Genomic DNA, 22,443 nt, shown 5'->3' on the forward strand with positions numbered 1-22,443 from the left:
AACCAAGGAAAACCATGGATCACGATGGAGACAAGGGCGACGACCGGCCCGGCCACTTGCGGGCTGCTTTCATGGGCCGTGCATTGAAGGCGGTGATCGCCATCATTGCCATCGGCGCGGCCGCCGCGTCGATTCCCTACTGGGGCAGCGCCGACTTTCCGGTGATGAGCCTGATCATCTACGTCGCCGGCATGGTGTTCATCGCCATGCCGCTGTGCATGTACTACGAGTTGCTGCTCAAGGTGCACGAGGAGCGCGTGGCGCACGCCAGGCTGCTCCAGGGCGCCTAGGGCCTGTTAACAGGCCCTTCTAGCCGGCCTCGCCGGGAAGCAGCGTCGTCCGATGGCTGCGCACTGCCGAGGCGACGATCGGCAGCAGGTCGCCGGCACCTCCTTCGTCAAGCTGGAACAGCAACTGAGCGCGCATGCTGGGCGCCCAGAACGACTTCAGGTGCGAGGCGATCGCCTGCCTGGCCGCGACGGAGTCGGCGGGTGTCTGCGCCTGGAAGAAGGTGCCGATCTGGTTGGCCATCTTGACCAGTTGTGCGCCGGGATCGTGCATGCTGCCTCTCGAATTGGATGTCAGTGCGCGCGGCTTGCGCCGGACGCCGGGTTGGCCGAAGTACGTTCCGGCTGGCAATAGACCACCAGGTCTTCCTTGCGCGCGAAGCCGACCAGCGTGAGACCGGCCCGCTGCGCGGTCTCGACCGCGAAAGAGGTGGGCGCGGACACCGCGGCCAGCAGCGACACGCCGGCCATGGCGGTCTTCTGCACCATCTCGAAGCTGGCGCGGCTGGTGACGGCGATGAAGCCGGCCGACGCATCGACCACGCTGGATGCCAGCGCGCCGATCAACTTGTCGAGTGCGTTGTGGCGCCCGACGTCCTCGCGCAAGCACATCACTTCGCCTTTCGCGGTGCACCATGCGGCCGCATGCACGGCGCCGGTGGCCTGCTGCAGCGTCTGCAAGGCGTGGAACTGCGACATGGCGCGGGCGATCGCGCGCCGATCCAGGCGCGCGGCATCGGTAAGCACAGGCAGCTGGCGCGAGACTTGCGCCAGGCTTTCGGTGCCGCACAGACCGCAACCGGTGCGCCCGGCCATCGAACGGCGCCGCTCCTTCAGGCGGGCGAACGCGGCGCTGGCCACTTCCAGATGCACGGTAATGCCGAGCGCCGAGGGCTCGGCCTCCACCGCATAGAGCTCGCGCGCATGGTCCAGGATGCCCTCGCTGAGCGAGAAGCCGAGCGCGAAGTCCTCCAGGTCCGAGGGCGTGGCGAGCATCACCGCGTGCGAGATGCCGTTGAACTCCAGCGCGACGGGCACTTCCTCGGCCACCCAGTCCTGCACCGCGAAGTCCAGCCCGCCGCGCACGCCGTTGACCGGCAGCAGGCGGGCGCCTTCGAAAAGCGGGGTTGCAACAACGGCTGTCACTTTGCGGGCACCGTTTCGTTGGCCTGCGCAGCCGTCAGCAAGCCCTGCTGGACCTCGTTGAAGCGGCTGTACTCCTGCTGCCACGCGGAGGGCTGCATCACCGGCATGACCTGCACCGCGGTGACCTTGTATTCAGGGCAGTTGGTGGCCCAGTCGGAGTTGTCGGTGGTGATGACGTTGGCGCCCGACTCGGGGAAGTGGAAGGTGGTGTAGACCACGCCCGGCTGCATACGTTCGGACACCGTAGCGCGCAGCACCGTCTCGCCCGCGCGGCTCTGGATGCCGACCCAGTCGTCGTCCTTGATGCCTCGTTCCTCGGCATCGTGCGGATGGATCTCCAGCCGGTCCTCGCTGTGCCACTGGTTGTTGTCGGTGCGGCGGGTCTGTGCGCCGACGTTGTACTGCGACAGGATCCGGCCGGTGGTGAGCAGCAGCGGGAACTTGCGCGTCACCTTCTCGTCGGTCGCCACGTACTGCGTGACGATGAAGCGGCCCTTGCCACGCACGAAGCTGTCGATGTGCATGGTCGGCGTGCCTTCGGGCGCGGCATCGTTGCAGGGCCACTGGATGCTGCCGAGCTCGTCGAGGCGCTTGTAGCTCACGCCGCGGAAGGTCGGCGTCAGCGCGGCGATCTCGGCCATGACGTCCTCCGGACTCTTGTAGTCCATCGGGTAGCCGAGCGCCTGCGCCAGCTTCACGGTGATCTCCCAGTCCGCATAGCCGGCCTTCGGCGGCATCACCTTGCGCACGCGCGAGATGCGGCGCTCGGCATTGGTGAAGGTGCCGTCCTTCTCCAGGAAGGACGAGCCGGGCAGGAACACGTGCGCGTACTTCGCGGTCTCGTTGAGGAACATGTCCTGCACCACCACGCACTCCATCGCCATCATCGCCGCCGCCACGTGCTGCGTGTTCGGATCGGACTGCACGATGTCCTCGCCCTCGCAGTAGAGGCCCTTGAAGGCGCCACCGAGCGCGGCGTCGAACATGTTGGGAATCCGCAGCCCCGGCTCGGGGTTGATCGGAACGCCCCAGGCGGCCTCGAAGCTCGCGCGGGTGGTGCTGTCCGAGACGTGGCGGTAGCCGGGCAGCTCGTGCGGGAAGGAACCCATGTCGCAGGCACCCTGCACGTTGTTCTGGCCGCGCAGTGGATTGACGCCGACGCCCTCGCGCCCCACGTTGCCGGTGACCATGGCCAGGTTCGCGATGCCCATCACCGTGGTCGAGCCCTGGCTGTGCTCGGTCACGCCGAGGCCGTAGTAGATGGCGCCGTTGCCGGCCGTGGCGAACAGGCGCGCCGCGGCACGCAGCTGCGCCGCCGGCACGCCGGTCGCCTCCTCCGTGGCCTCGGGCGACTGCTCGGGGCGGGCGACGAAGGCCTTCCATTCGTTGAACGATGCGGTGTCGCAGCGCTCGGCGATGAAGTCCTCCGCCGCCAGGCCTTCGGTGACGATGACGTGCGCGAGCGCAGTGACCACCGCCACGTTGGTGCCGGGCTTGAGCTGCAGGTGGTGCGCGGCCTTCACGTGCGGCGACTTCACGATGTCGATGCGGCGCGGATCGACCACGATCAGCTTCGCACCTTCGCGCAGCCGCCTCTTCATGCGCGAGGCGAACACCGGATGGCCGTCGGTCGGATTGGCGCCGATCACCATGATCACGTCGGCCTTCTCCACCGACTTGAAGGTCTGGGTGCCCGCGGATTCGCCCAGCGTCTGCTTGAGGCCGTAGCCGGTGGGCGAGTGGCACACGCGCGCGCAGGTGTCGACGTTGTTGTTGCCGAAGGCGGCGCGCACGAGCTTCTGCACCAGGTAGGTTTCTTCGTTCGTGCAGCGCGAGGAGGTGATGCCGCCGATCGAATCCTTGCCGTACTTGGCCTGCAGGCGTTTGAACTCGCTCGCGGCATGGTTCAACGCGACCTCCCAGCTCACTTCCTGCCACGGGTCGCTGATCTTCGCGCGGATCATCGGCTTCAGCATGCGGTCCTGGTGCGTCGCGTAGCCCCAGGCGAAGCGACCCTTGACGCAGGAGTGCCCTTCGTTGGCCTTGCCGTCCTTCCACGGCACCATGCGGACCACCTCGCTGCCCTTCATCTCGGCCTTGAAGGCGCAGCCCACGCCGCAGTAGGCGCAGGTGGTGATGACACTGTGTTCGGGCTGGCCGAGCCAGATCACCGATTTCTCCTGCAGCGTGGCCGTCGGGCAGGCCTCGACGCAGGCGCCGCAGCTCACGCACTCCGATTCCATGAAGGCCTGGTCCTGGCCCGGCGAGACGCGCGACTCGAAGCCGCGCCCGCTGATCGTGAGCGCAAAGGTGCCCTGCGTTTCCTCGCAGGCGCGCACGCAGCGGTTGCAGACGATGCACTTGGACGGGTCGTAGGTGAAGTACGGGTTCGATTCGTCCTTCGCACTCTTCAGGTGGTTGGCGCCGTCGAAGCCGTAGCGCACGTTGCGCAGGCCGGTGACGCCCGCCATGTCCTGCAGCTCGCAGTTGCCGTTGGCCGAACAGGTGAGGCAGTCCAGTGGATGGTCGGAGATGTAGAGCTCCATCACGCCCTTGCGCAGCTCCTGCAGCTTCGGCGTCTGCGTGCGCACCTTCATGCCGGCTTCGGCGGGCGTGGTGCAGGAGGCCGGAAAGCCCTTGCGGCCGTCGATCTCGACCAGGCACAGCCGGCAGGAGCCGAAGGGCTCGAGGCTGTCGGTGGCGCACAGCTTGGGCACCTGGATGCCGGCATCGACCGCCGCGCGCATCAAGGACGTGCCCGCGGGCACGGTCACTTCGTAGCCGTCGATCTCCAGCGTCACCTCGCGCTCGGACTCGCGGCGGGGCGTGCCCCAGTCGGTTTCCTTCAGGTGGTCGAGCATGGCTTGTTCCTCTTCTTTTTCAGGCTGCTTTGCGATCGGGGACCACGAGACCGAAGTCTTCTGGGAAATGGTTGAGTGCAGACAGCACCGGGAACGGCGTCATCCCGCCCATCGCGCACAGCGAGCCGTGGACCATCGTGTCGCACAGGTCGCGCAGCAGCATCACCTGCTGCGGCCGGTTCTGGTCGGCCCGGATCTTGTCGATGACCTCGACGCCGCGGGTCGATCCGATGCGGCAGGGCGTGCACTTGCCGCAGGACTCGATGGCGCAGAACTCCATCGCGTAGCGCGCGAGCTTCGAAAGATCGGCGGTGTCGTCATGGACCACGATGCCGCCGTGGCCGACCGTGCCACCGACGGCGGCGTAGGCCTCGTAGTCCAGCGGCAGGTCCCATTGCGATTCGGGTAGGTAGGCGCCCAGCGGCCCGCCCACCTGCACCGCCTTGATCGGCCGGCCGGATGCGGAGCCGCCGCCGTAGTCGTAGAGCAGCTCGCGCAGCGTGACGCCGAAGGCCTTCTCGACCAGGCCGCCGTGCCGGATGTTCCCGGCCAGCTGCATCGGCAAGGTGCCGCGCGAACGCCCGACGCCGAAGTCGCGGTAGAACTCGGCGCCGCGCGCCAGGATGAGCGGCACGCTGGCCAGCGTGATCACGTTGTTGATCAGCGTGGGCTGGCCGAACAGGCCCTCGATGGCCGGCAGTGGCGGCTTGGCGCGCACGATGCCGCGCCTGCCCTCCAGGCTTTCGAGCAGCGCCGTTTCTTCGCCGCAGACGTAGGAGCCGGCGCCCTTGCGCACTTGCAGCCGGAAGCTGCGGCCCGATCGAAGGATGTCGTCGCCGAGGAAGCCCGCCGCCTCGGCGCGGCGGATGGCTTCGTTCATCGCCGCGATCGCATGCGGGTATTCGGAGCGCACGTAGACGTAGCCCATGGTGGCGCCGGTCGCGATGCCTGCGATGGTCATGCCTTCGATCAGCATGAAGGGGTCGCCCTCCATCGTCATGCGGTCGGAAAAAGTGCCCGAATCGCCTTCGTCGGCATTGCAGACGATGTACTTCTGCGCGGCCGCCGTCGCCAGCACCGTCTTCCACTTGATGCCGGCCGGGAAGGCCGCGCCGCCGCGCCCGCGCAGGCCGGAGTCCAGCACCTGCTGCACGATCTGCGCGGGTTCCAGCGCCAGCGCGCGGCGCAGGCCGGCGAAGCCTTCGTGCGCCTGGTAGTCGGTGAGCGACAGCGGATCGGTGATGCCCATGCGCGCGAAAGTGAGGCGCTCCTGCTTCTTCAGGTAGGCGATCTCCTCCGTCGGGCCGAGATGCAGCGCATGGGCCGCGCCCTCGAGGAAACCGGCATCGAACAGGCTCGCCACGTCCTCGGGTGCGACCGGCCCGTAGGCGATGCGCCCGGCCGGCGTGGCCACCTCGACCAGCGGCTCGAGCCAGAACATGCCGCGCGAGCCGTTGCGCACCAGGTGGATGTCCGCGCCGCGCGCTGCGGCCTCGCCGGCGATGCGCCGCGCCACGCGGTCGGCGCCGGCGGCCAGGGCCGCGGAGTCGCGCGGCACGCAGACGGTGATGCTCATGATTCGCTCCGGGCCTGCGCCATCAGTGCATCGAAGACCCGCGGCGTGATGCGCGCATGCGGCTCGTCGTCCAGCATCATGGCGGGCGAGGAGGCGCACAGCCCGAGGCAGTAGACCGGCTCGAGGGTGAAGGCGCCGTCCTTCGAATCGCCATGCACCGCGCAGCCCAGATGCTGCTGCGCATGCGCGAGCAAGGCCTCGGCACCCATCGCCTGGCAGGCCTCGGCGCGGCAGATCTGGACCACGTGCCGCGCGGCCGGCTCGGCGCGGAAGTGGTGGTAGTAGGTGAGGACGCCATGGACCTCGGCACGCGAGAGATTCAACGCGCCGGCGATCTCCGGCACGGCATCGGCAGGCACATAGCCCAGCGCGTCCTGCACGTCATGCAGGATCGGCAGCAGCGCGCCCGGCTCTTCGGCCCGTTGCGCCAGCACGCCGCGCACGGTCGCCAGCGCATCGGCGCTGCAGCGATGCGAGATCGTTCCTTCGTCCTGAAGCGCCGACATGCTGTTCTCCTTGTTTGTCGCAACACCGTGTGGGGCGCAGTGTCGACAGCGGAGAATCGGCTGTCCAATTTATCCGGCGAATGGGCCGATGCGATTACTAAATCGAAGTCCGCCGCAAGGCGCACGGTACGATGAGTTCACGATGAAGAACGCGACCCTGCGCCAGTTGAAAGTCTTCGAGGCGGTCGCTCGGCTCCTGAGCTTTTCGCGCGCGGCCGAAGAGCTTCACCTGACCCAGCCGGCCGTCTCGACGCAGGTGCGCAAGCTCGAGGAGCACGCCGGCAACGTGCTGTTCGAGCAGTTCGGCAAGAAGATCTACCTGACGCCTGCCGGCGCGGAGCTGCTGCAGATCAGCCGCGCCATCATCCAGCAGTTCGAGGCGGCCGAGAACGCGATGACGCAGTTCAAGGGCGTCTCGGGCGGCAAGCTCAACGTGGGCGTGATCAGCGCCGGCGACTACTTCTTTCCACGCCTCCTGGTGGAGTTCGCGAGCCGCCATCGCGGCGTGACGCTGAACTTCACGGTCCACAACCGCGAGGGGCTTCTGACCCACATCGCCGAGAACCTCACCGACCTCGCGATCATGGTGCGGCCGCCGACCGACATGGACACGGTCAATCAGCCCTTCGCGCCGCATCCCTACGTGATCGTCGCGGCGCCGAGCCATCCGCTGGTCGGCGAGAGGAAGATCTCGCGGGCCCGGCTGATGCGCGAGCCCTTCGTCGTGCGCGAGAAAGGCACCGACACCTGGAACTCGATGGAGGAAGGCTTCGGCGGCGAGCTGCGCGACATCAACATCGCGATGGAGATCCCGAGCACAGAGACGATCAAGCAGGCGGTGATCGCGGGCATGGGCGTGAGCTTCGTGTCGGCGCACACCATCAGCCAGGAGCTGAAGGCCGGCAGCCTCAGCGTGCTCGACGTCGAGGGTTTTCCGCTGATGCTGAACTGGTACGTCGTGCATCGGCGCACCAAGCGCCTGCCACCGGTGGCGCAGGCCTTCAAGGACTTTCTGCTCAGCGACGGCGCGTCGCTGATTGCGCAGATTGTTCCGTTCGAATCCTAGCGAAGGCCGATGTAGGCCGCACGCCGGCGCAGCACGGCGGCACGCATCGGATCGATGGGCTCGATGCGGTTCGCGTCGACCTGCAGGGCGTGCATCTCTTCGACTTCTTCGATGATCCTGCCCGGGCTCAGCAAGGCCTGGGCGAGCAGGCTGGCTTCATCGGCCAAGGTTCTGAACGCGCCGGCCAGGCCGACGAAGGCGTTCGCGCGGGTCGATCGGGAGAGGGTGGACATGTGCAGCTCCTGGATGTGATGGATTGATCTTCGGCCTGCCTTCGTCATAAGTAAAACGAGATTTATTGCCAGTTGAATGCAAAAATACTGCATTCAAAACGAGCTGCCATCGTGGACATCAACCTGGCCCGGACCTTCCTCGAGATCGTCGAGACCCGCAGCTTCCAGCGCGCCGCCGAGCGGCTGCACGTGACGCAGACCTCGGTCAGCGCGCGCGTGCGAACGCTTGAAGAGCTGCTCGGCCGCCGGCTCTTCGTGCGCAACAAGGCCGGCGCCGCGCTCACCGCGGCCGGCGAGCGCTTCCTGCCGCATGCGACCACGCTGGTGCAGGTCTGGGCGCGTGCGCGCGATCAGGTGGCGGTGCCGACCGGTAGCCGCGCGGTGCTCGCGGCCGGCTGTGAAATCAGCCTGTGGGATCCGCTGCTGCTGCGCTGGCTGCTGTGGATGCGCGCCAGGCACCCGCAGCTCGCGCTGCGCACGGAAGTCGGCTACCCGCAGGACCTGCTCGACAAGGTGGCCGCGGGCGTGCTCGATGTCGCCATCGCCTATGCGCCGCAGCAGCGGCCCGGGCTGCGCGTGGAGCTCCTGATCGAGGAAAAGCTCGTCATGGTCACGACGGCGAAGCGTCCGCGCGTGCCGCGCCCGGCGGACTATGTGTACGTCGACTGGGGGCCCGAGTTCGCGGCGCAGCACGGCCTGGCTTTTCCCGAACTGTCGAGCGCGGCAGTGATGGCCGGGCTCGGGCCGCTCGGCCGCGAGTACCTGCTGGCCGCCGGCGGCACCGGCTATTTCCGGCTCGACGTGGTGCGCGGCCACCTGGAATCCGGGCATCTGCGCCGCGTGCCCCACACGCCGGAGTTTCTCTATCCGGCCTATGCGGTCTACGCGGTGGGCGCCGATCCCGCGATCATCGATCCCGCGCTGGCGGGCCTGCGGCAGGCCGCGGGCACGGAGGCCAGAAAGATCTGACCGGCTCAGCGCGCGATGCGCGCGACGTGCAGCAAGTTCGTCGTTCCGGACTGTCCGAAGGGCAGGCCCGCGACGACCACCACGTCGTCGCCCGGGTTCGCGAATCCCTCGTCGCGCGCGCTGCGGCAGGCGCGCTCGATCATCTCGGCGACATCGTGAACGTCGTCTACCAGCACCGCATGCACGCCCCAGACCATGGCCATGCGGCGCGCGGTGGCGACGGAGGGCGTCAGACTCAGCACGGGCACGGCGGGCCGCTCGCGCGCGGCGCGCAGGCTGGTGAAGCCCGAGGAGGTGTAGGTCACGGTGGCGGCCGGAGAGAGCAGCCCGGCCACGTTGCGCAGCGACGCGCAGACCGCGTCGGCAGTGGTCGCCTCGGCCGCGGCATGCGTGGCGTCGATGCCGCTGCGGTAGGACGGGTCCGCTTCCACGCGGGCGACGATGCGGTCCATCATCGCGACCGCTTCCAGCGGGTATTGGCCCGAGGCGGATTCGGCGGACAGCATCACCGCGTCCACGCCGTCGTAGATCGCGGTCGCCACGTCGGAGACCTCGGCACGCGTGGGCACCGGCGACGCAATCATCGACTCGAGCATCTGCGTCGCCACCACCACCGGCTTGCCACCCTTGCGGCAGGCGCGCACGATGAGGCGCTGCAGTTCCGGCACCTGCTCGGGCGGCAGCTCGACGCCGAGGTCGCCGCGCGCGACCATGATGCCGTCGGACAAGGCGACGATGCCGTCCAGGTGTTCGATCGCGGCCGGCTTCTCGAGCTTGGCCATGATCCAGGCGCGCGTGCCGATGAGGGCGCGCGCCTCCTCGATGTCCTCGGGCCGCTGCACGAAGGAGAGCGCAACCCAGTCCACGCCCATCGCGAGCCCGAAGGCCAGATCGTCGCGGTCCTTCGCGGTCAGCGGCGAGATCGGCAGCAGCACGCTCGGCACGTTGACGCCCTTGCGGTCCGAGATCGGTCCGCCGACGAGGACGGTGGTCTCGGCGAAATCCGCGCCGTGGCTTTCCACGCGCAGGCGCAGCTTGCCGTCGTCAAGCAGCAGCTCGGTGCCGGTCTGCAGCGCCGCGAAGATCTCCGGATGCAGCAGCGGCGCGCGGCGGGCATCGCCGGGGGTCCTGTCCATGTCGAGGCGCAGTCGCGCACCGGCTTCGAGCTGCGTCCTGCCGCCTTCGAAAGTGCCCAGGCGCAGCTTCGGCCCTTGCAGGTCGAGCAGCACGCCGATCGGCCGGCCGAACTCCTTCTCCAGCGCGCGGATGGTTTCCAGGCGCCGCGCATGGTCGGACTGCGTGCCATGGCTGAAGTTGAGCCGGAACACGTCCACGCCGCGCTCGAACAGGGCGCGGATGGCCTGCTCGTCCGAAGTGGACGGGCCGAGCGTGGCGACGATCTTGGCGCTGCGGGCGCGTCTCATGGTGAGGGCCTCAAGCCATCTCGTGAAGGCGGACCCGTCCGCGCTGGTCCTCCATCGTGCGAGCCAGCAGCTTGACCAGCGAGTAGACGGTGTCGATATGCGGCGTCTGCGTGTCGGTCAGCCGGGCCAGCTCGACCACCGCGCCCACCAGCGCATCGATCTCCGGGGCACGCCCGGCCTCCACGTCCTGCAGCATCGAGGTCTTGTGCTTGCCCACCTTCTCGGCGCCGGCGATGCGCTTTTCCAGCGACACGCGAAACTCGATGCCCAGCTTGTGCGCGACGGCCTGGGCTTCCCGCATCATCGCGGCGGCGAGGTCGCGCGAGAGCGGATACTGGCAGATGTCGACCAGCGTGGAATGCGACAGGCTGCTGATCGGATTGAAGGTCAGGTTGCCCCACAGCTTGAGCCAGATCTCGGCGCGAATGTTGTCGAGCACGGGCGCCTTGAAGCCCGCGTTGGCGAAGCAGGCCGCGACGCGGTTCACGCGCTCGCTCGAGGTGCCGTCCAGTTCGCCAACGGGGAAGCGGTCGCCCTCGATGTGCTTCACCACGCCCGGCGCCACCAGCTCGGAAGCGGGGTAAACCACGCAGCCGATCACGCGCTCCGCAGGAATCCTCGCGGCCACGACGCCATGCGGATCGACGCTCTTCACCGTGCTTCCTTCGAGCGGCCCGCCGTGCTTGTGGAAGTACCAGTAGGGGATGCCGTTCTGCATCGTCACCACCACGGTCGCGGGGCCGAAGAGTTTGGGCACTTCGTTCGCCACCGCTTCGACCTGGTGCGCCTTCATCGCGAGGATGACGATGTCCTGCACGCCGGCCTGGTCGTAGCGATCGGTGGCCTTCACGTTTCGCGCCACCTGCTCCTCGCCGTCGGCCGCGATCAGCTTGAAGCCGTTGGTGGCGATGGCGTCGAGGTTGGCTCCGCGCACGATGAACGTCACGTCCTCGCCGGCCAGCGCGAGCTTTGCTCCGACCAGGCCGCCGATGGCGCCTGCGCCGATGACTGCTATCTTCATGTCTATCCTTGAAGTGTTGAATCTCTTGCGCGGCAGGCCCTAGCCGAAGCGATTGCTCAGCTTGCCGATGCCGTTGATCTCGACCTCGACCAGGCTGCCCGGCTTCATCGAGCCGACGCCGACCGATGTGCCGCACAGGATGACGTCGCCCGGATGCAGCGTCATGTCCAACGAGATCAGGCTGACCAGCTGCTGCACCGAGAAGCGCATGTCGCTGATCGGATAGTGCTGGCGCGCCGCGCCGTCGAGCAGCGTGGTCACGGTGAGCGTCGCGGGGTCGAGGCCGGTGGCGACCACCGGGCCCATCGGGCAGAAGGTGTCGAAGCCCTTGGCGCGCGCCCACTGCGCAAAGGAGGCGTCGCGGTTCAGGATGTCGGCCACCGTCACGTCGTTGGCGCAGGTGTAGCCGAACACATGGTCGAGCGCCGCTTCCTCGGCCACCGCCGTGCAGGTCTTGCCGATGACGATGCCGAGCTCGCCCTCGAACACCACCTTGCCCTCGCACAAGGGCTTGCGGATGGGCTCACCCGCGGCGAGAAAGGAGTTGGGCGCCTTCAGCAGGTAGAGCGGCTCGGCCGGCACCGGCAGGTTCAGCTTCTCGCCGAGCGCGTGGAAGTTGTTCCACAGCGCGATGACTTTGGTCGGCCGGGTCGGCGTCAGCAGCTTGAGCTCGTCCAGCGCGAACACGCTGCCCGTCGCTTCGGGGCTGCCGAACATGTCGCCCTGGTGCTCGCGCACCTTGTTGCCGTCGAGCGTGCCGAAGCCCGGCTTGCCGGCGCGTTCGAAGCGAATCCACTGTTGCTGTTGCATGTCTGTCTCAATCGAAGGGGAGGTAATCCGGAATGGCCAGCGATGCGAGCAGCTTGCCCATCTCTGCCGGATTGCGCGTCACGTGGATGCCGCATTCCTGCATCACCGACAGCTTGGCCTCCGCCGTGCCCTTGCCGCCGGAAATGATGGCGCCCGCGTGGCCCATGCGCTTGCCCGGCGGCGCGGTAGCGCCGGCGATGAAGCCGACCACGGGCTTTCGCATGTGCTCCTTGATCCAGCGCGCGCAGTTCTCTTCATCGTTGCCGCCGATCTCGCCGACCATGATCACCGCGTCGGTTTGCGGGTCGTCGTTGAACATCTTCAGCACGTCGATATGCCTGAGCCCGCCGACCGGATCGCCGCCGATGCCGACCACCGTCGACTGCCCGATATCGAAGCTGGCGAGCTGGTGGGCGGCTTCGTAGGTCAGCGTGCCGGAGCGCGACACCACGCCGACGCGGCCCTTCTGGTGGATGTGGCCCGGCATGATGCCGATCTTGATCTCGTCCGGGGTGATCAGGCCCGGGCAATTGGGGCCGAGCAGGATCGTCTTGCGGCCCTGCATGCGGTGGCGGGTGCGGATCATGTCGCGCACGGGGATGCCTTCGGTGATGCAGACGACGAGGTCGAGCTCGGCGTCGACCGCCTCGTCGATGGCGGCGGCCGCGAAGGGCGGCGGCACATAGATCACCGAGACGGTCGCGCCGGTCTCGGCCTTGGCGTCCTTGACGCTGCCGAAGATCGGGATGCCGTCGAAGTACTTGCCTGCCTTGTTCGGGTTCACGCCGGCGACGAAGCATTTCCTGCCGTTGCCGTAGTCGCGGCACATCGCGGTGTGGAAGCTCCCGGTCTTGCCGGTGATGCCCTGCGTGATCACGCGGGTGTTCTTGTTGATGAGGATGGACATCTATCGGCCTTTCGCCGCTGCGACGACGCGCTCGGCCGCATCCGCCATGTCGTCCGCGCTGATGATGGGAAGGCCCGACTGCGCAAGGATGATCCGGCCCAGCTTTTCGTTGGTACCCTTCATGCGCACCACCAGCGGCACCTGGAGCCGCACCTCGCGCGCGGCGGCGATCACGCCCTGGGCGATCAGGTCGCACTTCATGATGCCGCCGAAGATGTTGACCAGGATGGCCGCCAGCTTCGGATTGCGCAGCATCAGCTTGAAGGCCTCCGTCACCTTCCCGGCCGTCGCGCCGCCGCCCACGTCGAGGAAGTTGGCGGGCGATCCGCCGTACAGCTTGATCACGTCCATCGTCGCCATGGCCAGGCCCGCGCCGTTGACCAGGCAGCCGATGTTGCCGTCGAGCGGGATGTAGGAGAGGTCGAACTTCGAGGCCTCGACCTCGGCCGGGTCTTCCTCGTCGAGATCGCGCAGCGCGACGATCTCCGGATGGCGGAAGAGCGCGTTCGGGTCGAAGTCGAACTTGGCGTCGAGCGCGATCACGCGGCCGTCGCTGGTCAGGACCAGCGGATTGATCTCGGCCAGCGATGCATCGCATTCGTCGAAGGCGCGGCACAGGTTCTGCATGAAGCTGCGCGCCTCTGGAATCGACTTCGCGGGGATGCCGATCCGGCGTGCGGCGTCGTCCGCCTGGCCCACCGTCAGGCCCGCGATCGGATCGATGGCCACCTTGTGGATCTTTTCGGGCGTGCGAGCCGCCACCTCTTCGATGTCCATACCGCCTTCGCTCGAGGCCATCAGCGCGACGCGCTGGGTGTCGCGGTCCACCGCCAGCCCCAGGTAGAACTCTTTCGCGATGTCGGCGCCCTCCTCGATCAGGAGCCGCTTCACCAGGCGCCCCTCGGGCCCGGTCTGATGCGTTCTCAAGCGCATGCCGAGGATCTGCTCGGCATGCTGCCGCACTTCCGCCATGGATCTCGCCAGTTTCACGCCGCCGCCCTTGCCGCGCCCGCCGGCGTGGATCTGCGCCTTGACGACCCAGCGCGCGCCGCCGAGCCGAGTGGCCGCATCCACCGCCTCCTCAGGCGACATGCAGAGAAAGCCGCGCGGCGTGGCCACGCCGTATTTCCGCAATACCTCTTTGCCCTGGTATTCGTGGATATTCATGGCTTTGGCGGTTTTTTAGGGGACGGGCAGGGCCTAGGCGCCGAGTTCGCAACCGGGCATTTGCGCCCAGTCGAAATACCTGGCCGGCATCGCGCCGGGCGCAATGCCGCGCTGCATGTGCTCGGCCTTCTTTTGCCGGATGACTTCGACGAGGAATTCAGTCTCGTAGGATTTGAGAAGGTGCGACTGGTGGGTCTTCAGGTAATGGCCGATCCGTTCCGCCTCGTTCTGGCTTTGGCTCAGCAATTCGTAATAGGTGTGGCTGTCCCAATGCCACCTGAATCCCAATTCATAGAACGCCGCGTTGTAGGCGTTCCGTTCGATTTCGTCGTTCCGGTACTGGATTGGCAAATCGTTGACCATGAGCTTCTCCTTCAAATTGAATGCCGCGGTGGTGAATCGAATGCGCTCGGCATATTCAAAATGTAGAGTGGTCGATCAATAATTAATAGTGAAAGTATTTTATTGAATGTATTTGCTATGAGTTATGGATTGAGGGCACCAGAATCCGTTGTGCGCCCTCGTCCGCGCTCAGCTCAGATCACGCGCTCTTCGCGCAGCATCGCCAGGTCGTCCGCGCTGTAGCCGAGCTGCCGCAGCACTTCCTCGGTGTGTTCGCCGAGCAGCGGCGAACGCGTCACCTCGGTGGGGCTGTCGGACATCTTGATGGGATTGCCGACCGTCAGGTACTTGCCCCGCGTCGGGTGGTCCACCTCGACGATGGTGCCGCTCTCGCGCAGCGATTCGTCCGCGGCGATCTCCTTCATCGACAGGATCGGCCCGCAGGGAATGTCGTACTCGTTGAGGATCTCCATGGCCTCGAACTTGTCCTTGGTCATGGTCCACTGCTCGATGCGCGCGAAGATCGGCTTCAGGTGCAAGAGGCGTGCGGCCGGCGTGGCATAGGCCTCGTCGTCGATCCAGCCCTCTTCCCCGATGACCTTGCACACCGCCGGCCAGACTGCGCCCTGCGTGATGAAGTAGATGTACGCATTCGGGTCGGTCTCCCAGCCCTTGCAGCGCAGGATCGAGCCCGGCTGGCCGCCGCCGGACGCGTTGCCGGCGCGCGGCACGGCGTCGCCGAACTTGCCGTCGGGGTACTGCGGGTACTCGTGCATGGTGCCGGTGCGTTCGAGCCGCTGCTGGTCGCGCATCTTCACGCGGCACAGGTTGAGCACCGCGTCCTGCATCGGCGCCAGCACCTGCTGCCCGCGCCCTGTGCTGTTGCGCTGGTAAAGAGCGGCGACGATGCCGAGCGCCAGGTGCAGGCCGGTACCGCTGTCGCCGATCTGCGCGCCGGTCACGACCGGCGGGCCGTCGTCGAAGCCTGTTGTCGACGCGGCGCCGCCGGCGCACTGTGCGACGTTCTCGTAGACCTTGCAGTGCTCGTACTTGCCCGGCCCGAAGCCCTTGACCGAGGCCACGATCATGCGCGGGTTCAAGTCCTGGATGTGGCTCCAGGTGATGCCCATGCGGTCCAGCGCACCGGGAGCAAAGTTCTCGACCAGCACGTCACAGGTCTTGATCAGCGTGTCGAGGACCTGCTTGCCCTTGGGCTTCTTGGTGTCCAGCGTGATCGAGCGCTTGTTGTGGTTCAGCATCGTGAAGTAGAGGCTGTCCACGCCGGGAATGTCGCGCAGCTGGCCGCGCGTCGCGTCGCCTTCGCCGGCGCGCTCGACCTTGATCACGTCGGCGCCGAACCAGGCCAGCAGCTGGGTGCAGGTGGGGCCCGACTGCACATGGGTGAAATCGAGAATCCGAACGCCCTCGAGTGCCTTGCTCATTGTGTCTCCTTGGATCTGGCCTCGACTTCTACCAGACGGGCGCGCAGTTTGCGCTCCTCGGCGAAGCGGGCGGTCTCGTCGCGCACGATGGCGACAATGCCCGTGACCTTGCGATCCTCCGAAAACAACATCGATACCGTGAAGGCGATCGACAGCGTGTGCCCGTCCTTGTGCAGGGCGGGCACGCGCAGCAGGTCGGCGCCGTACTTGGTGATGCCCGTGTCCATGGTCTTTTGATAACCGTCCCAGTGCCGGCCGCGCTGGCGTTCCGGGATGATCAGATCGAGCGACTTGCCCAGCGCCTCGGCTTCGGTGTAGCCGAAGATGCGCTCGGCTGCCTGGTTCCAGAGCGTGATCGCGCCTTGCGCATCCGCGACCATGATGGCGTCGCCGGCGCCGGCGACGAGCTGTTTCAAATCCACGTTCGATTGCAAGGCGCCGCTCCCTCTTTCCAGTCTCAAACCGCTTTGGACTCGCGCAAGTTGATGATCTGTTCCTTGCTGTAGCCCAGCTCGGCCAGCACATCGTCGGTGTGCTCGCCCAAAAGCGGCGAAGGCGTGATCTCGGGCTTCAGGTCGGAGAACTTGATCGGGCTGCCGACGGTGAAGTAATTGCCGCGCTCCTTGTGGCCCTTCACCTCGACGATCGAGCCGCTCTTGCGCAGCGATTCGTCGTGCAGCAGTTCCTTCATCGTCAGCACCGGCGAGCAGGGAATGTCGAACTTGCGCAGGATGTCGACCGCCTCGAACTTGGTCTTGTCGGCCAGCCAGTCCTCGATGGTTGCGAAGATCGCGGTGATGTGCGGCTGGCGCGCCTTGGCCGTCGTGTAGTCGGGGTCGGTCTTCCACTCGGGCTTGCCGATGGCGTCGCAGATCGGGGCCCAGGCGTGGCCCTGCACGGTGAAGTAGATGTACGCGTTGGGGTCGGTTTCCCAGCCCTTGCACTTGAGCACCCAGCCCGGCTGGCCGCCGCCGCCGGCATTGCCGCCGCGCGGAACCACGTCGCTGAAAGTGCCGTGCGGGTACTGCGGGTACTCCTCCAGGTAGCCGAGCTTGTCCAGGCGCAGCTGGTCGCGCATCTTCACGCGGCACAGGTTGAGCACCGCGTCCTGCATCGCGCAGGCCACGCGCTGGCCCTTGCCGGTCTGCTGGCGGCCGATGATGGCGGTCAGGATGCCGATCGCCAGGTGCATGCCGGTGTTGCTGTCGCCCAGGGCGGCGGCGCTGACGGTCGGCGGGCCGTCCCAGAAGCCGGTGGTCGAGGCGGCGCCGCCGGCGCACTGCGCGACGTTCTCGTAGACCTTGAGGTCGTCGTAGTGGTGGCCGTCGCTGAAGCCCTTGACCGAGGCGACGATCATCTTGGGGTTCAGTTCCTGGATGCGCTCCCAGGTGAAGCCCATGCGGTCGAGCGCGCCGGGGCCGAAGTTCTCGACCAGCACGTCGGATTCGCGGATCAGCTTCTCCAGCACCACCTTGCCCTCGGGCTGCTTGGTGTCCAGCGTCAGCGAGCGCTTGTTGCTGTTGAGCATGGTGAAGTAGAGCGCGTCGACGTCGGGGATGTCGCGCAGCTGCGTGCGCGTGACGTCGCCGGAGCCCGGGCGCTCGACCTTGATGACGTCGGCGCCGAACCAGGCCAGCATCTGCGTGCAGGCGGGACCGGCCTGGACATGGGTGAAGTCGATGATCTTGATGCCGTTGAGTGGTTTGTTGCTGCTGCTCATGGGATATCTCCTGTGTTGCCTGGGATTACTTCTTCTTCGCCGTCGCCGGGTTCAGACTGGTGATGCGGCCGCTTTCGGTGCCGGCGGTCTCGTCGATCACGGCGTTGATCAGGGTCGGCCGGCCGGAGGCGACGGCCTCGGCGAGGGCCTTTTCCAGCTCGTCGGCGGTGGTGGCGTTGACGCCGACGCCGCCGAAGGCTTCGATCAGCTTGTCGTAGCGCGCGTTCTTGACGAACACGGTCGGCGCCACGTCGGGCGTGCCGCTCACGTTCACGTCGGTGCCGCGGTAGACGCCGTTGTTGTTGAAGACGACGATGCAGATGGGCAGGTTGTAGCGGCAGATGGTCTCGACTTCCATGCCGCTGAAGCCGAAGGCGCTGTCGCCTTCGATCGCGATCACCGGCTTGCCGGTGACCACGGCCGCGGCGACCGCGAAGCCCATGCCGATGCCCATGATCCCCCAGGTGCCCACGTCGAGGCGCTTGCGCGGCTCGTACATGTCGACGATGCTGCGCGCGAAGTCCAGCGTGTTGGCGCCTTCGTTGACGACGATGGCATCGGGCCGCGCCTTCACCTGATCGCGGATCACGCTGAGCGCGCTGTGGAAGTTCATCGGCGAGGGCCGGGCAGCCAGCGTGGCGGCCATCTTCGACAGGTTCTTGTCCTTGCGCTCGGCGATGGCGCCGGTCCAGTCGGCCGGCGGCTTGGCCCACTTGGCGTCGACGCCGGCCAGGAGCGCCGCCACGCAGGAGCCGATGTCGCCGATCACCGGCGCGGCGATCGCGACGTTGCTGTCGATCTCGGTCGGCGCGATGTCGATCTGGATGAACTGCTTGGCGCCCTTCTCCTGGGCCCAGGTCCTGCCCTTGCCGTGCGACAGCAGCCAGTTGAGGCGCGCGCCGACCAGCATCACGACGTCGGCCTCCTGCAGCACATAGGAACGCGCGGCCGCGGCCGACTGCACGTGGGTGTCGGGCAGGAGGCCCTTGGCCATCGACATCGGCAGGTAGGGGATGCCGGTCTTCTCGATCAGCGCCCGTATGTCGGCGTCGGCCTGCGCGTAGGCCGCGCCCTTGCCCAGCAGGATCAGCGGTTTCTTGGCACTCTTGAGCAGGTCGAGCGCGCGCTTCACGGAGTCGGGTGCCGGAATCTGGCGCGGCGCCGGATCGACCACCTTGATCAGCGATTTCTTGCCGGCCACGGCGTCCATGGTCTGCGCGAACAGCTTGGCCGGCAGGTCGAGGTACACGCCGCCCGGGCGGCCCGACAGGGCCGAGCGGATCGCCCGCGCGATGCCAACGCCGATGTCCTCGGCATGGAGCACGCGGAAGGCCGCCTTGCACAGCGGCTTGGCGATCGCGAGCTGGTCCATCTCCTCGTAGTCGCCCTGCTGCAGGTCGACGATCTCGCGCTCGCTCGAGCCGCTGATCAGGATCATCGGGAAGCAGTTGGTGGTGGCGTTGGCCAGCGCGGTCAGGCCGTTGAGGAAGCCGGGCGCCGACACCGTCAGGCAGATGCCGGGCTTCTGCGTCAGGAAGCCGGCGGCCGCGGCCGCGTTGCCGGCGTGCTGCTCGTGACGAAACGAGATCACGCGCATGCCTTCGGCCTGCGCCATGCGCGTGAGGTCGGTGATCGGGATGCCGGGCAGGCCGAAGATGGTGTCGATGTCGTTCAGCTTCAGCGCGTCGATGACCAGGTGGAAGCCATCGGTCGTTTCGCGGGCCGGCGCGTCGTCGGTCATGTTCTTGAGGGCGCGCTGGAGCGTGTCGTCGGCCGTCAGGGCTGCCTGTTTGTCTGTGCTAACTGAAGACATGTCTCTCCTTTTGCTTTGGGTGAATGGCCGGGGGCCGAGCCAAGACTATGATTCGGGCCCAGGCTTTCAGCTGTTGACCGCGGTCAACTTTCCGGAAAACGTTCGCCGTACCGATGAACCGGCGGTTGTTGCGAAATCGAGCAAGACGGGAACCATGACGTTGTTGGAAAACCACCCGGAAAAAAACATCATCCGAGCCCAGCTCCGGCAAAACATCCTTCTCAAGGATCTGAGCGAGAGCGACCGCGCCGAACTGGAAACCCATCTCTCCGTGGTGGACGGCAACAAAGGCGACTTCCTGCTGCACCAGGGCGTGCGCGAGATGGAGCAGTACTTCATCCTCGACGGCATCCTCAAGCGGGTGGTGAGCAATCCGGAGGGCAAGGAAATGATCCTGCGCTTCGCCGACGAGAACGACATGGAGACCAGCTATGCCGCGCTGCGGCTGGGCACGCCCACGCCGTACGGCATCGTGTGCGTGACCAAGGCGCGCGTGGCCAGCCTGCCGCTGAAGGAATGGATCGCGTTCCTGAACCGGCATGCGGAAGCCAAGGAGCTGTTCGAGTTCAGCGTCATGCGCGGGATGAGCGAGATCATGGCGCACACCATCACGCTGCACCTGCTCGACGCACCCGGCCGCGTGCACCGCTTCATGCGCAAGCATCCGGAACTGGTGGATCGCATTCCGAGCAAGGAACTGGCCTCCTATCTCAATCTCTCCGCGGAAACCCTGAGCCGCCTCAAAAAACGAGGAAAGATCTAGCTCAGGTCTGCTTGGAGGAGGCGAACAGCCTCGAGCTGGTCATCAGCCTCAGCTGGTTGTCCACGCTGTGCACGCCGGCAACCGCGGCAGCGACGCTTTCGGTCTGCTCCCGTTCCTCGTTGTCGAGCACGATCCCGCGCAGCGCGACCTGCCCTTGCCTGGCATTGATCGTGATGTTGATGTCGCGCGTCGCCGCATGCTCTTTCAACGCAGCCCGCACACGGGCTTCCAGCGCCATGTTGGCGAGCATGGCGCGCGATTCGGGCGTCTCGGCGAACTCCGGTCGGCTCGCCAACAGGCGGATCTGCTCCACGCAGCTCTCGACCGACACGCGGTCCGTGTTGAGCACCAGGTCGTAGAGCACCGGGTCGCCCCAGGTGACGCCGAACTGGTCGTTCATGCGCGAGGCATGCGCCTGGTCGCTGCGGCGCAGCTCGGCCTCCGCGAATTCGACATCGTCGGTGCCCAGGTGGCCCATCAGCCATTCGACGCGCTTCTTGAACGAGCGCGTGATGCGCACGCACACCACGTGCGGCACCGGGCGCAGCAGGCAGGTGGCGCCCCAGCCGCGCAGCACGACATTGCCGTGGTCGGCCAGCGCGAACAGTTCTTCCGCGGTGTAGAGGGCGACGCTGCGCTTGTCGGTGGTGAGCCGCTCCACCAGTCCCGCCTTGCCGTCGCGCAGGCGGCCGATCAGGCTGGTGGACACCTGCGCCCGGTCGGCCACGCGCTCGATGGCCTCGTGGCGCATGACGGCCAGGCCGAGCGACTCGGCGAGCCGCAGCGACACATCCTTGGCGAGGGAACCCATTTCCTGGGTCATTGCGATGATGGGCATGTGGCCTCCTCTGCGCTTCAGTCCACCGGCCGCTCGACGGCGAACTCGTCACGCTTTTTTGGCTTGATCAACGCCATCACTTTCGAGATGAGCGGCCAGAACAGCATGGTCAGCGCCAGCGTGGTGATGCCGCCGACCAGCGGGTTCGACCACATGATCATGACGTCGCCCTGCGAGACCAGCATGGCCTGGCGGAACGAGTCTTCGGCCTTGTCGCCGAGCACCAGCGCGAGCACCAGCGGCGCCAGCGGGAAGTCGAGCTTCTTGAAGATGTAGCCCACCACGCCGAAGCCGAGCATGAACCAGATGTCGAGCATCGCGTTGTGCACGGTGTAGGCGCCGATCGCGCAGATCACGATGATCACCGGCGCGATGATCGAGAACGGAATGCGCAGGATCGAGGCGAACAGCGGCACCGTGCTCAGCACCACGATGAGGCCGACGATGTTGCCGAGGTACATGCTGGCGATCAGGCCCCAGACGAAGTCCTTCTGTTCGACGAACAAGAGCGGACCCGGCTGCAGGCCCCAGATCAGCAGGCCGCCCAACAGCACCGCAGCGGTCGGCGAGCCAGGAATGCCGAGCGCCAGCATCGGCAGCAGCGCACTGGTGCCGGCGGCGTGCGCGGCGGTCTCGGGCGCCACGACGCCTTCCATTTCGCCGGTGCCGAACTTGGTGCCGTTCTTCGACATCTTCTTGGCCAGGCCGTAGCTCATGAACGAGGCCGGCGTGGCGCCGCCGGGTGTGATGCCCATCCAGATGCCGATCAGCGAGCTGCGCAGCGAGGTCACCCAGTACTGCGGCAGTTGCTTCCAGGTCTGCAGCACCACCTTGGGATCGATCTTCGCGCTCTTGCCGGAGAACTTGAGGCCCTCCTCCATCGACAGCAGGATCTCGCCGATGCCGAACAGGCCGATGACCGCGATCAGGAAGTCGAAGCCGCGCATCAGCTCGGGCTGCCCGAAGGTAAGGCGCAGCTGGCCGGTCACGGTGTCCATGCCGACGCTGGCCAGCGCGAAGCCGAGCGCCATCGACGCCAGGATCTTGAAGGGCGAGCCCTTGCCCATGCCGACGAAGCTGCAGAAGGTCAGCAGGTACACCGCGAAGAATTCGGGCGAGCCGAACTTGAGCGCGAACTTGGCCACCAGCGGTGCCAGGAAGGTGATCATCACCACCGCCAGGAAGGCACCCACGAAGGACGAGGTGAAGGCGGTGGTCAGCGCCGCGCCGGCCTTGCCCTGCTGGGCCATCGGATAGCCGTCGAAGGTGGTGGCCACCGACCACGGCTCGCCCGGGATGTTGAACAGCACCGAGGTGATGGCGCCGCCGAACAAGGCACCCCAGTAGATGCACGACAGCATGATGATGGCCGAGGTCGGCGACATCGTGAAGGTGAGGGGCAGCAGGATGGCCACCCCGTTCGCCCCGCCCAGCCCCGGCAGCACGCCGATCAGCACGCCGAGGATGATGCCGACGAACATCAGGCCGATGTTCATCGGCGTCAGGATCACTGCAAAGCCCTGCATCAGGGCACTGATTTCTTCCATTTCGC

The 22,443-nt window shown here is 66.7% G+C and carries 22 protein-coding genes; 4 read left to right on the plus strand and 18 right to left on the minus strand.

What is annotated here, in order from left to right:
• The first annotated feature begins 14 nt into the window (after nt 1–14).
• Complete coding sequence (locus ACSQ89_RS28230) at nt 15–290, plus strand: hypothetical protein (protein WP_093108622.1); 276 nt, start codon at nt 15–17, stop codon at nt 288–290.
• Between the two features lie 19 nt (nt 291–309).
• Here ACSQ89_RS28230 and ACSQ89_RS28235 read toward each other — a convergent pair whose 3' ends face one another.
• From ACSQ89_RS28235 to ACSQ89_RS28255, 5 genes are read right to left on the minus strand one after another with little or no spacing between them, the layout of a single operon-like run.
• The gene (locus ACSQ89_RS28235) at nt 310–561 is read right to left on the minus strand and encodes a formate dehydrogenase subunit delta (protein WP_093108621.1); all 252 of its coding nucleotides are present in this window, start codon (nt 559–561) and stop codon (nt 310–312) included.
• A 20-nt stretch (nt 562–581) separates the two neighbouring features.
• A complete protein-coding gene (gene fdhD, locus ACSQ89_RS28240) occupies nt 582–1,433 on the minus strand; it encodes a formate dehydrogenase accessory sulfurtransferase FdhD (RefSeq protein ID WP_436292053.1) in 852 nt (283 codons plus the stop codon).
• A complete protein-coding gene (fdhF, locus tag ACSQ89_RS28245; RefSeq protein WP_436292052.1) occupies nt 1,430–4,294 on the minus strand; it encodes a formate dehydrogenase subunit alpha in 2,865 nt (954 codons plus the stop codon). The genes fdhD and fdhF overlap by 4 nt, the downstream gene beginning before the upstream one ends.
• 19 nt (nt 4,295–4,313) lie before the next feature.
• On the minus strand, nt 4,314–5,870 hold the full coding sequence (locus ACSQ89_RS28250; protein ID WP_436292051.1) for a formate dehydrogenase beta subunit: 1,557 nt from the start codon (nt 5,868–5,870) through the stop codon (nt 4,314–4,316).
• Nucleotides 5,867–6,376, minus strand: a complete 510-nt coding sequence (locus tag ACSQ89_RS28255; protein ID WP_436292050.1) for a formate dehydrogenase subunit gamma — start codon at nt 6,374–6,376, stop codon at nt 5,867–5,869. The genes ACSQ89_RS28250 and ACSQ89_RS28255 overlap by 4 nt, the downstream gene beginning before the upstream one ends.
• 142 nt (nt 6,377–6,518) lie before the next feature.
• On the opposite strand from ACSQ89_RS28255, the gene ACSQ89_RS28260 reads away from it, so the two are divergent.
• Complete coding sequence (locus tag ACSQ89_RS28260) at nt 6,519–7,442, plus strand: LysR family transcriptional regulator (protein ID WP_436292049.1); 924 nt, start codon at nt 6,519–6,521, stop codon at nt 7,440–7,442.
• Here ACSQ89_RS28260 and ACSQ89_RS28265 read toward each other — a convergent pair.
• Nucleotides 7,439–7,675, minus strand: a complete 237-nt coding sequence (locus tag ACSQ89_RS28265) for a hypothetical protein (protein WP_436292048.1) — start codon at nt 7,673–7,675, stop codon at nt 7,439–7,441. The two genes, ACSQ89_RS28260 and ACSQ89_RS28265, sit on opposite strands and share 4 nt — an antisense overlap.
• 111 nt (nt 7,676–7,786) lie before the next feature.
• Here ACSQ89_RS28265 and ACSQ89_RS28270 point away from each other — a divergent pair, with 111 nt between their 5' ends.
• On the plus strand, nt 7,787–8,644 hold the full coding sequence (locus ACSQ89_RS28270; RefSeq protein WP_436292046.1) for a LysR family transcriptional regulator: 858 nt from the start codon (nt 7,787–7,789) through the stop codon (nt 8,642–8,644).
• Nucleotides 8,645–8,649: 5 nt separating this feature from the next.
• Here the strand turns inward: ACSQ89_RS28270 and pyk are convergent, their stop codons facing one another.
• From pyk to oxc, 10 genes are all read right to left on the minus strand, one after another.
• Nucleotides 8,650–10,068 (minus strand): pyruvate kinase, encoded by a 1,419-nt coding sequence (gene pyk, locus ACSQ89_RS28275; RefSeq protein ID WP_436292045.1) that lies wholly within the window; start codon nt 10,066–10,068, stop codon nt 8,650–8,652.
• 10 nt (nt 10,069–10,078) lie between these two features.
• A complete protein-coding gene (locus ACSQ89_RS28280) occupies nt 10,079–11,089 on the minus strand; it encodes a 2-dehydropantoate 2-reductase (RefSeq protein ID WP_436292044.1) in 1,011 nt (336 codons plus the stop codon).
• Between the two features lie 39 nt (nt 11,090–11,128).
• Nucleotides 11,129–11,899 carry a fumarylacetoacetate hydrolase family protein gene (locus ACSQ89_RS28285; protein ID WP_436292043.1) on the minus strand — a complete coding sequence of 257 codons (771 nt, stop codon included), beginning with the start codon at nt 11,897–11,899 and terminating at the stop codon, nt 11,129–11,131.
• Nucleotides 11,900–11,906: 7 nt separating this feature from the next.
• A complete protein-coding gene (sucD, locus tag ACSQ89_RS28290) occupies nt 11,907–12,806 on the minus strand; it encodes a succinate--CoA ligase subunit alpha (protein WP_436292042.1) in 900 nt (299 codons plus the stop codon).
• The gene (sucC, locus tag ACSQ89_RS28295) at nt 12,807–13,973 is read right to left on the minus strand and encodes an ADP-forming succinate--CoA ligase subunit beta (protein WP_436292041.1); all 1,167 of its coding nucleotides are present in this window, start codon (nt 13,971–13,973) and stop codon (nt 12,807–12,809) included.
• Nucleotides 13,974–14,006: 33 nt separating this feature from the next.
• Complete coding sequence (locus ACSQ89_RS28300; RefSeq protein WP_093108610.1) at nt 14,007–14,336, minus strand: hypothetical protein; 330 nt, start codon at nt 14,334–14,336, stop codon at nt 14,007–14,009.
• Between the two features lie 173 nt (nt 14,337–14,509).
• Nucleotides 14,510–15,757, minus strand: a complete 1,248-nt coding sequence (gene frc, locus ACSQ89_RS28305; protein ID WP_436292040.1) for a formyl-CoA transferase — start codon at nt 15,755–15,757, stop codon at nt 14,510–14,512.
• The gene (locus ACSQ89_RS28310) at nt 15,754–16,191 is read right to left on the minus strand and encodes a PAS domain-containing protein (protein WP_093108608.1); all 438 of its coding nucleotides are present in this window, start codon (nt 16,189–16,191) and stop codon (nt 15,754–15,756) included. The genes frc (ACSQ89_RS28305) and ACSQ89_RS28310 overlap by 4 nt, the downstream gene beginning before the upstream one ends.
• A 23-nt stretch (nt 16,192–16,214) precedes the next feature.
• Nucleotides 16,215–17,477: a formyl-CoA transferase gene (gene frc / locus ACSQ89_RS28315; RefSeq protein WP_436292039.1), complete on the minus strand. Its 1,263-nt coding sequence runs from the start codon at nt 17,475–17,477 to the stop codon at nt 16,215–16,217.
• Between the two features lie 25 nt (nt 17,478–17,502).
• On the minus strand, nt 17,503–19,290 hold the full coding sequence (gene oxc / locus ACSQ89_RS28320; RefSeq protein ID WP_436292038.1) for an oxalyl-CoA decarboxylase: 1,788 nt from the start codon (nt 19,288–19,290) through the stop codon (nt 17,503–17,505).
• Nucleotides 19,291–19,444: 154 nt separating this feature from the next.
• On the opposite strand from oxc, the gene ACSQ89_RS28325 reads away from it, so the two are divergent.
• Nucleotides 19,445–20,053, plus strand: coding sequence for a Crp/Fnr family transcriptional regulator (locus ACSQ89_RS28325; RefSeq protein WP_436292204.1), 609 nt, complete (start codon nt 19,445–19,447; stop codon nt 20,051–20,053).
• A 1-nt stretch (nt 20,054) separates the two neighbouring features.
• Here the strand turns inward: ACSQ89_RS28325 and ACSQ89_RS28330 are convergent, their stop codons facing one another.
• Nucleotides 20,055–20,891 carry a cytidylate kinase family protein gene (locus ACSQ89_RS28330; protein ID WP_436292037.1) on the minus strand — a complete coding sequence of 279 codons (837 nt, stop codon included), beginning with the start codon at nt 20,889–20,891 and terminating at the stop codon, nt 20,055–20,057.
• 17 nt (nt 20,892–20,908) lie between these two features.
• Nucleotides 20,909–22,438 carry a tripartite tricarboxylate transporter permease gene (locus ACSQ89_RS28335; RefSeq protein WP_093108603.1) on the minus strand — a complete coding sequence of 510 codons (1,530 nt, stop codon included), beginning with the start codon at nt 22,436–22,438 and terminating at the stop codon, nt 20,909–20,911.
• Nucleotides 22,439–22,443: the final 5 nt, after the last annotated feature.

This window comes from Variovorax sp. LjRoot175, assembly GCF_964253805.1.
Taxonomy (GTDB): domain Bacteria; phylum Pseudomonadota; class Gammaproteobacteria; order Burkholderiales; family Burkholderiaceae_C; genus Variovorax.

Coding starts and splice junctions, on each gene's coding strand:
- frc (WP_436292040.1), bottom strand. CDS start 15,757: ATGAGCAAGGCACTCGAGGGCGTTCGGATTCTCGATTTCACCCATGTG.
- fdhF (WP_436292052.1), bottom strand. CDS start 4,294: ATGCTCGACCACCTGAAGGAAACCGACTGGGGCACGCCCCGCCGCGAG.
- ACSQ89_RS28325 (WP_436292204.1), top strand. CDS start 19,445: ATGACGTTGTTGGAAAACCACCCGGAAAAAAACATCATCCGAGCCCAG.
- sucD (WP_436292042.1), bottom strand. CDS start 12,806: ATGTCCATCCTCATCAACAAGAACACCCGCGTGATCACGCAGGGCATC.
- ACSQ89_RS28255 (WP_436292050.1), bottom strand. CDS start 6,376: ATGTCGGCGCTTCAGGACGAAGGAACGATCTCGCATCGCTGCAGCGCC.
- oxc (WP_436292038.1), bottom strand. CDS start 19,290: ATGTCTTCAGTTAGCACAGACAAACAGGCAGCCCTGACGGCCGACGAC.
- ACSQ89_RS28330 (WP_436292037.1), bottom strand. CDS start 20,891: ATGCCCATCATCGCAATGACCCAGGAAATGGGTTCCCTCGCCAAGGAT.
- ACSQ89_RS28230 (WP_093108622.1), top strand. CDS start 15: ATGGATCACGATGGAGACAAGGGCGACGACCGGCCCGGCCACTTGCGG.
- sucC (WP_436292041.1), bottom strand. CDS start 13,973: ATGAATATCCACGAATACCAGGGCAAAGAGGTATTGCGGAAATACGGC.
- ACSQ89_RS28280 (WP_436292044.1), bottom strand. CDS start 11,089: ATGAAGATAGCAGTCATCGGCGCAGGCGCCATCGGCGGCCTGGTCGGA.
- ACSQ89_RS28285 (WP_436292043.1), bottom strand. CDS start 11,899: ATGCAACAGCAACAGTGGATTCGCTTCGAACGCGCCGGCAAGCCGGGC.
- ACSQ89_RS28260 (WP_436292049.1), top strand. CDS start 6,519: ATGAAGAACGCGACCCTGCGCCAGTTGAAAGTCTTCGAGGCGGTCGCT.
- frc (WP_436292039.1), bottom strand. CDS start 17,477: ATGAGCAGCAGCAACAAACCACTCAACGGCATCAAGATCATCGACTTC.
- ACSQ89_RS28250 (WP_436292051.1), bottom strand. CDS start 5,870: ATGAGCATCACCGTCTGCGTGCCGCGCGACTCCGCGGCCCTGGCCGCC.
- pyk (WP_436292045.1), bottom strand. CDS start 10,068: ATGAGACGCGCCCGCAGCGCCAAGATCGTCGCCACGCTCGGCCCGTCC.
- ACSQ89_RS28265 (WP_436292048.1), bottom strand. CDS start 7,675: ATGTCCACCCTCTCCCGATCGACCCGCGCGAACGCCTTCGTCGGCCTG.
- ACSQ89_RS28335 (WP_093108603.1), bottom strand. CDS start 22,438: ATGGAAGAAATCAGTGCCCTGATGCAGGGCTTTGCAGTGATCCTGACG.
- ACSQ89_RS28235 (WP_093108621.1), bottom strand. CDS start 561: ATGCACGATCCCGGCGCACAACTGGTCAAGATGGCCAACCAGATCGGC.
- ACSQ89_RS28300 (WP_093108610.1), bottom strand. CDS start 14,336: ATGGTCAACGATTTGCCAATCCAGTACCGGAACGACGAAATCGAACGG.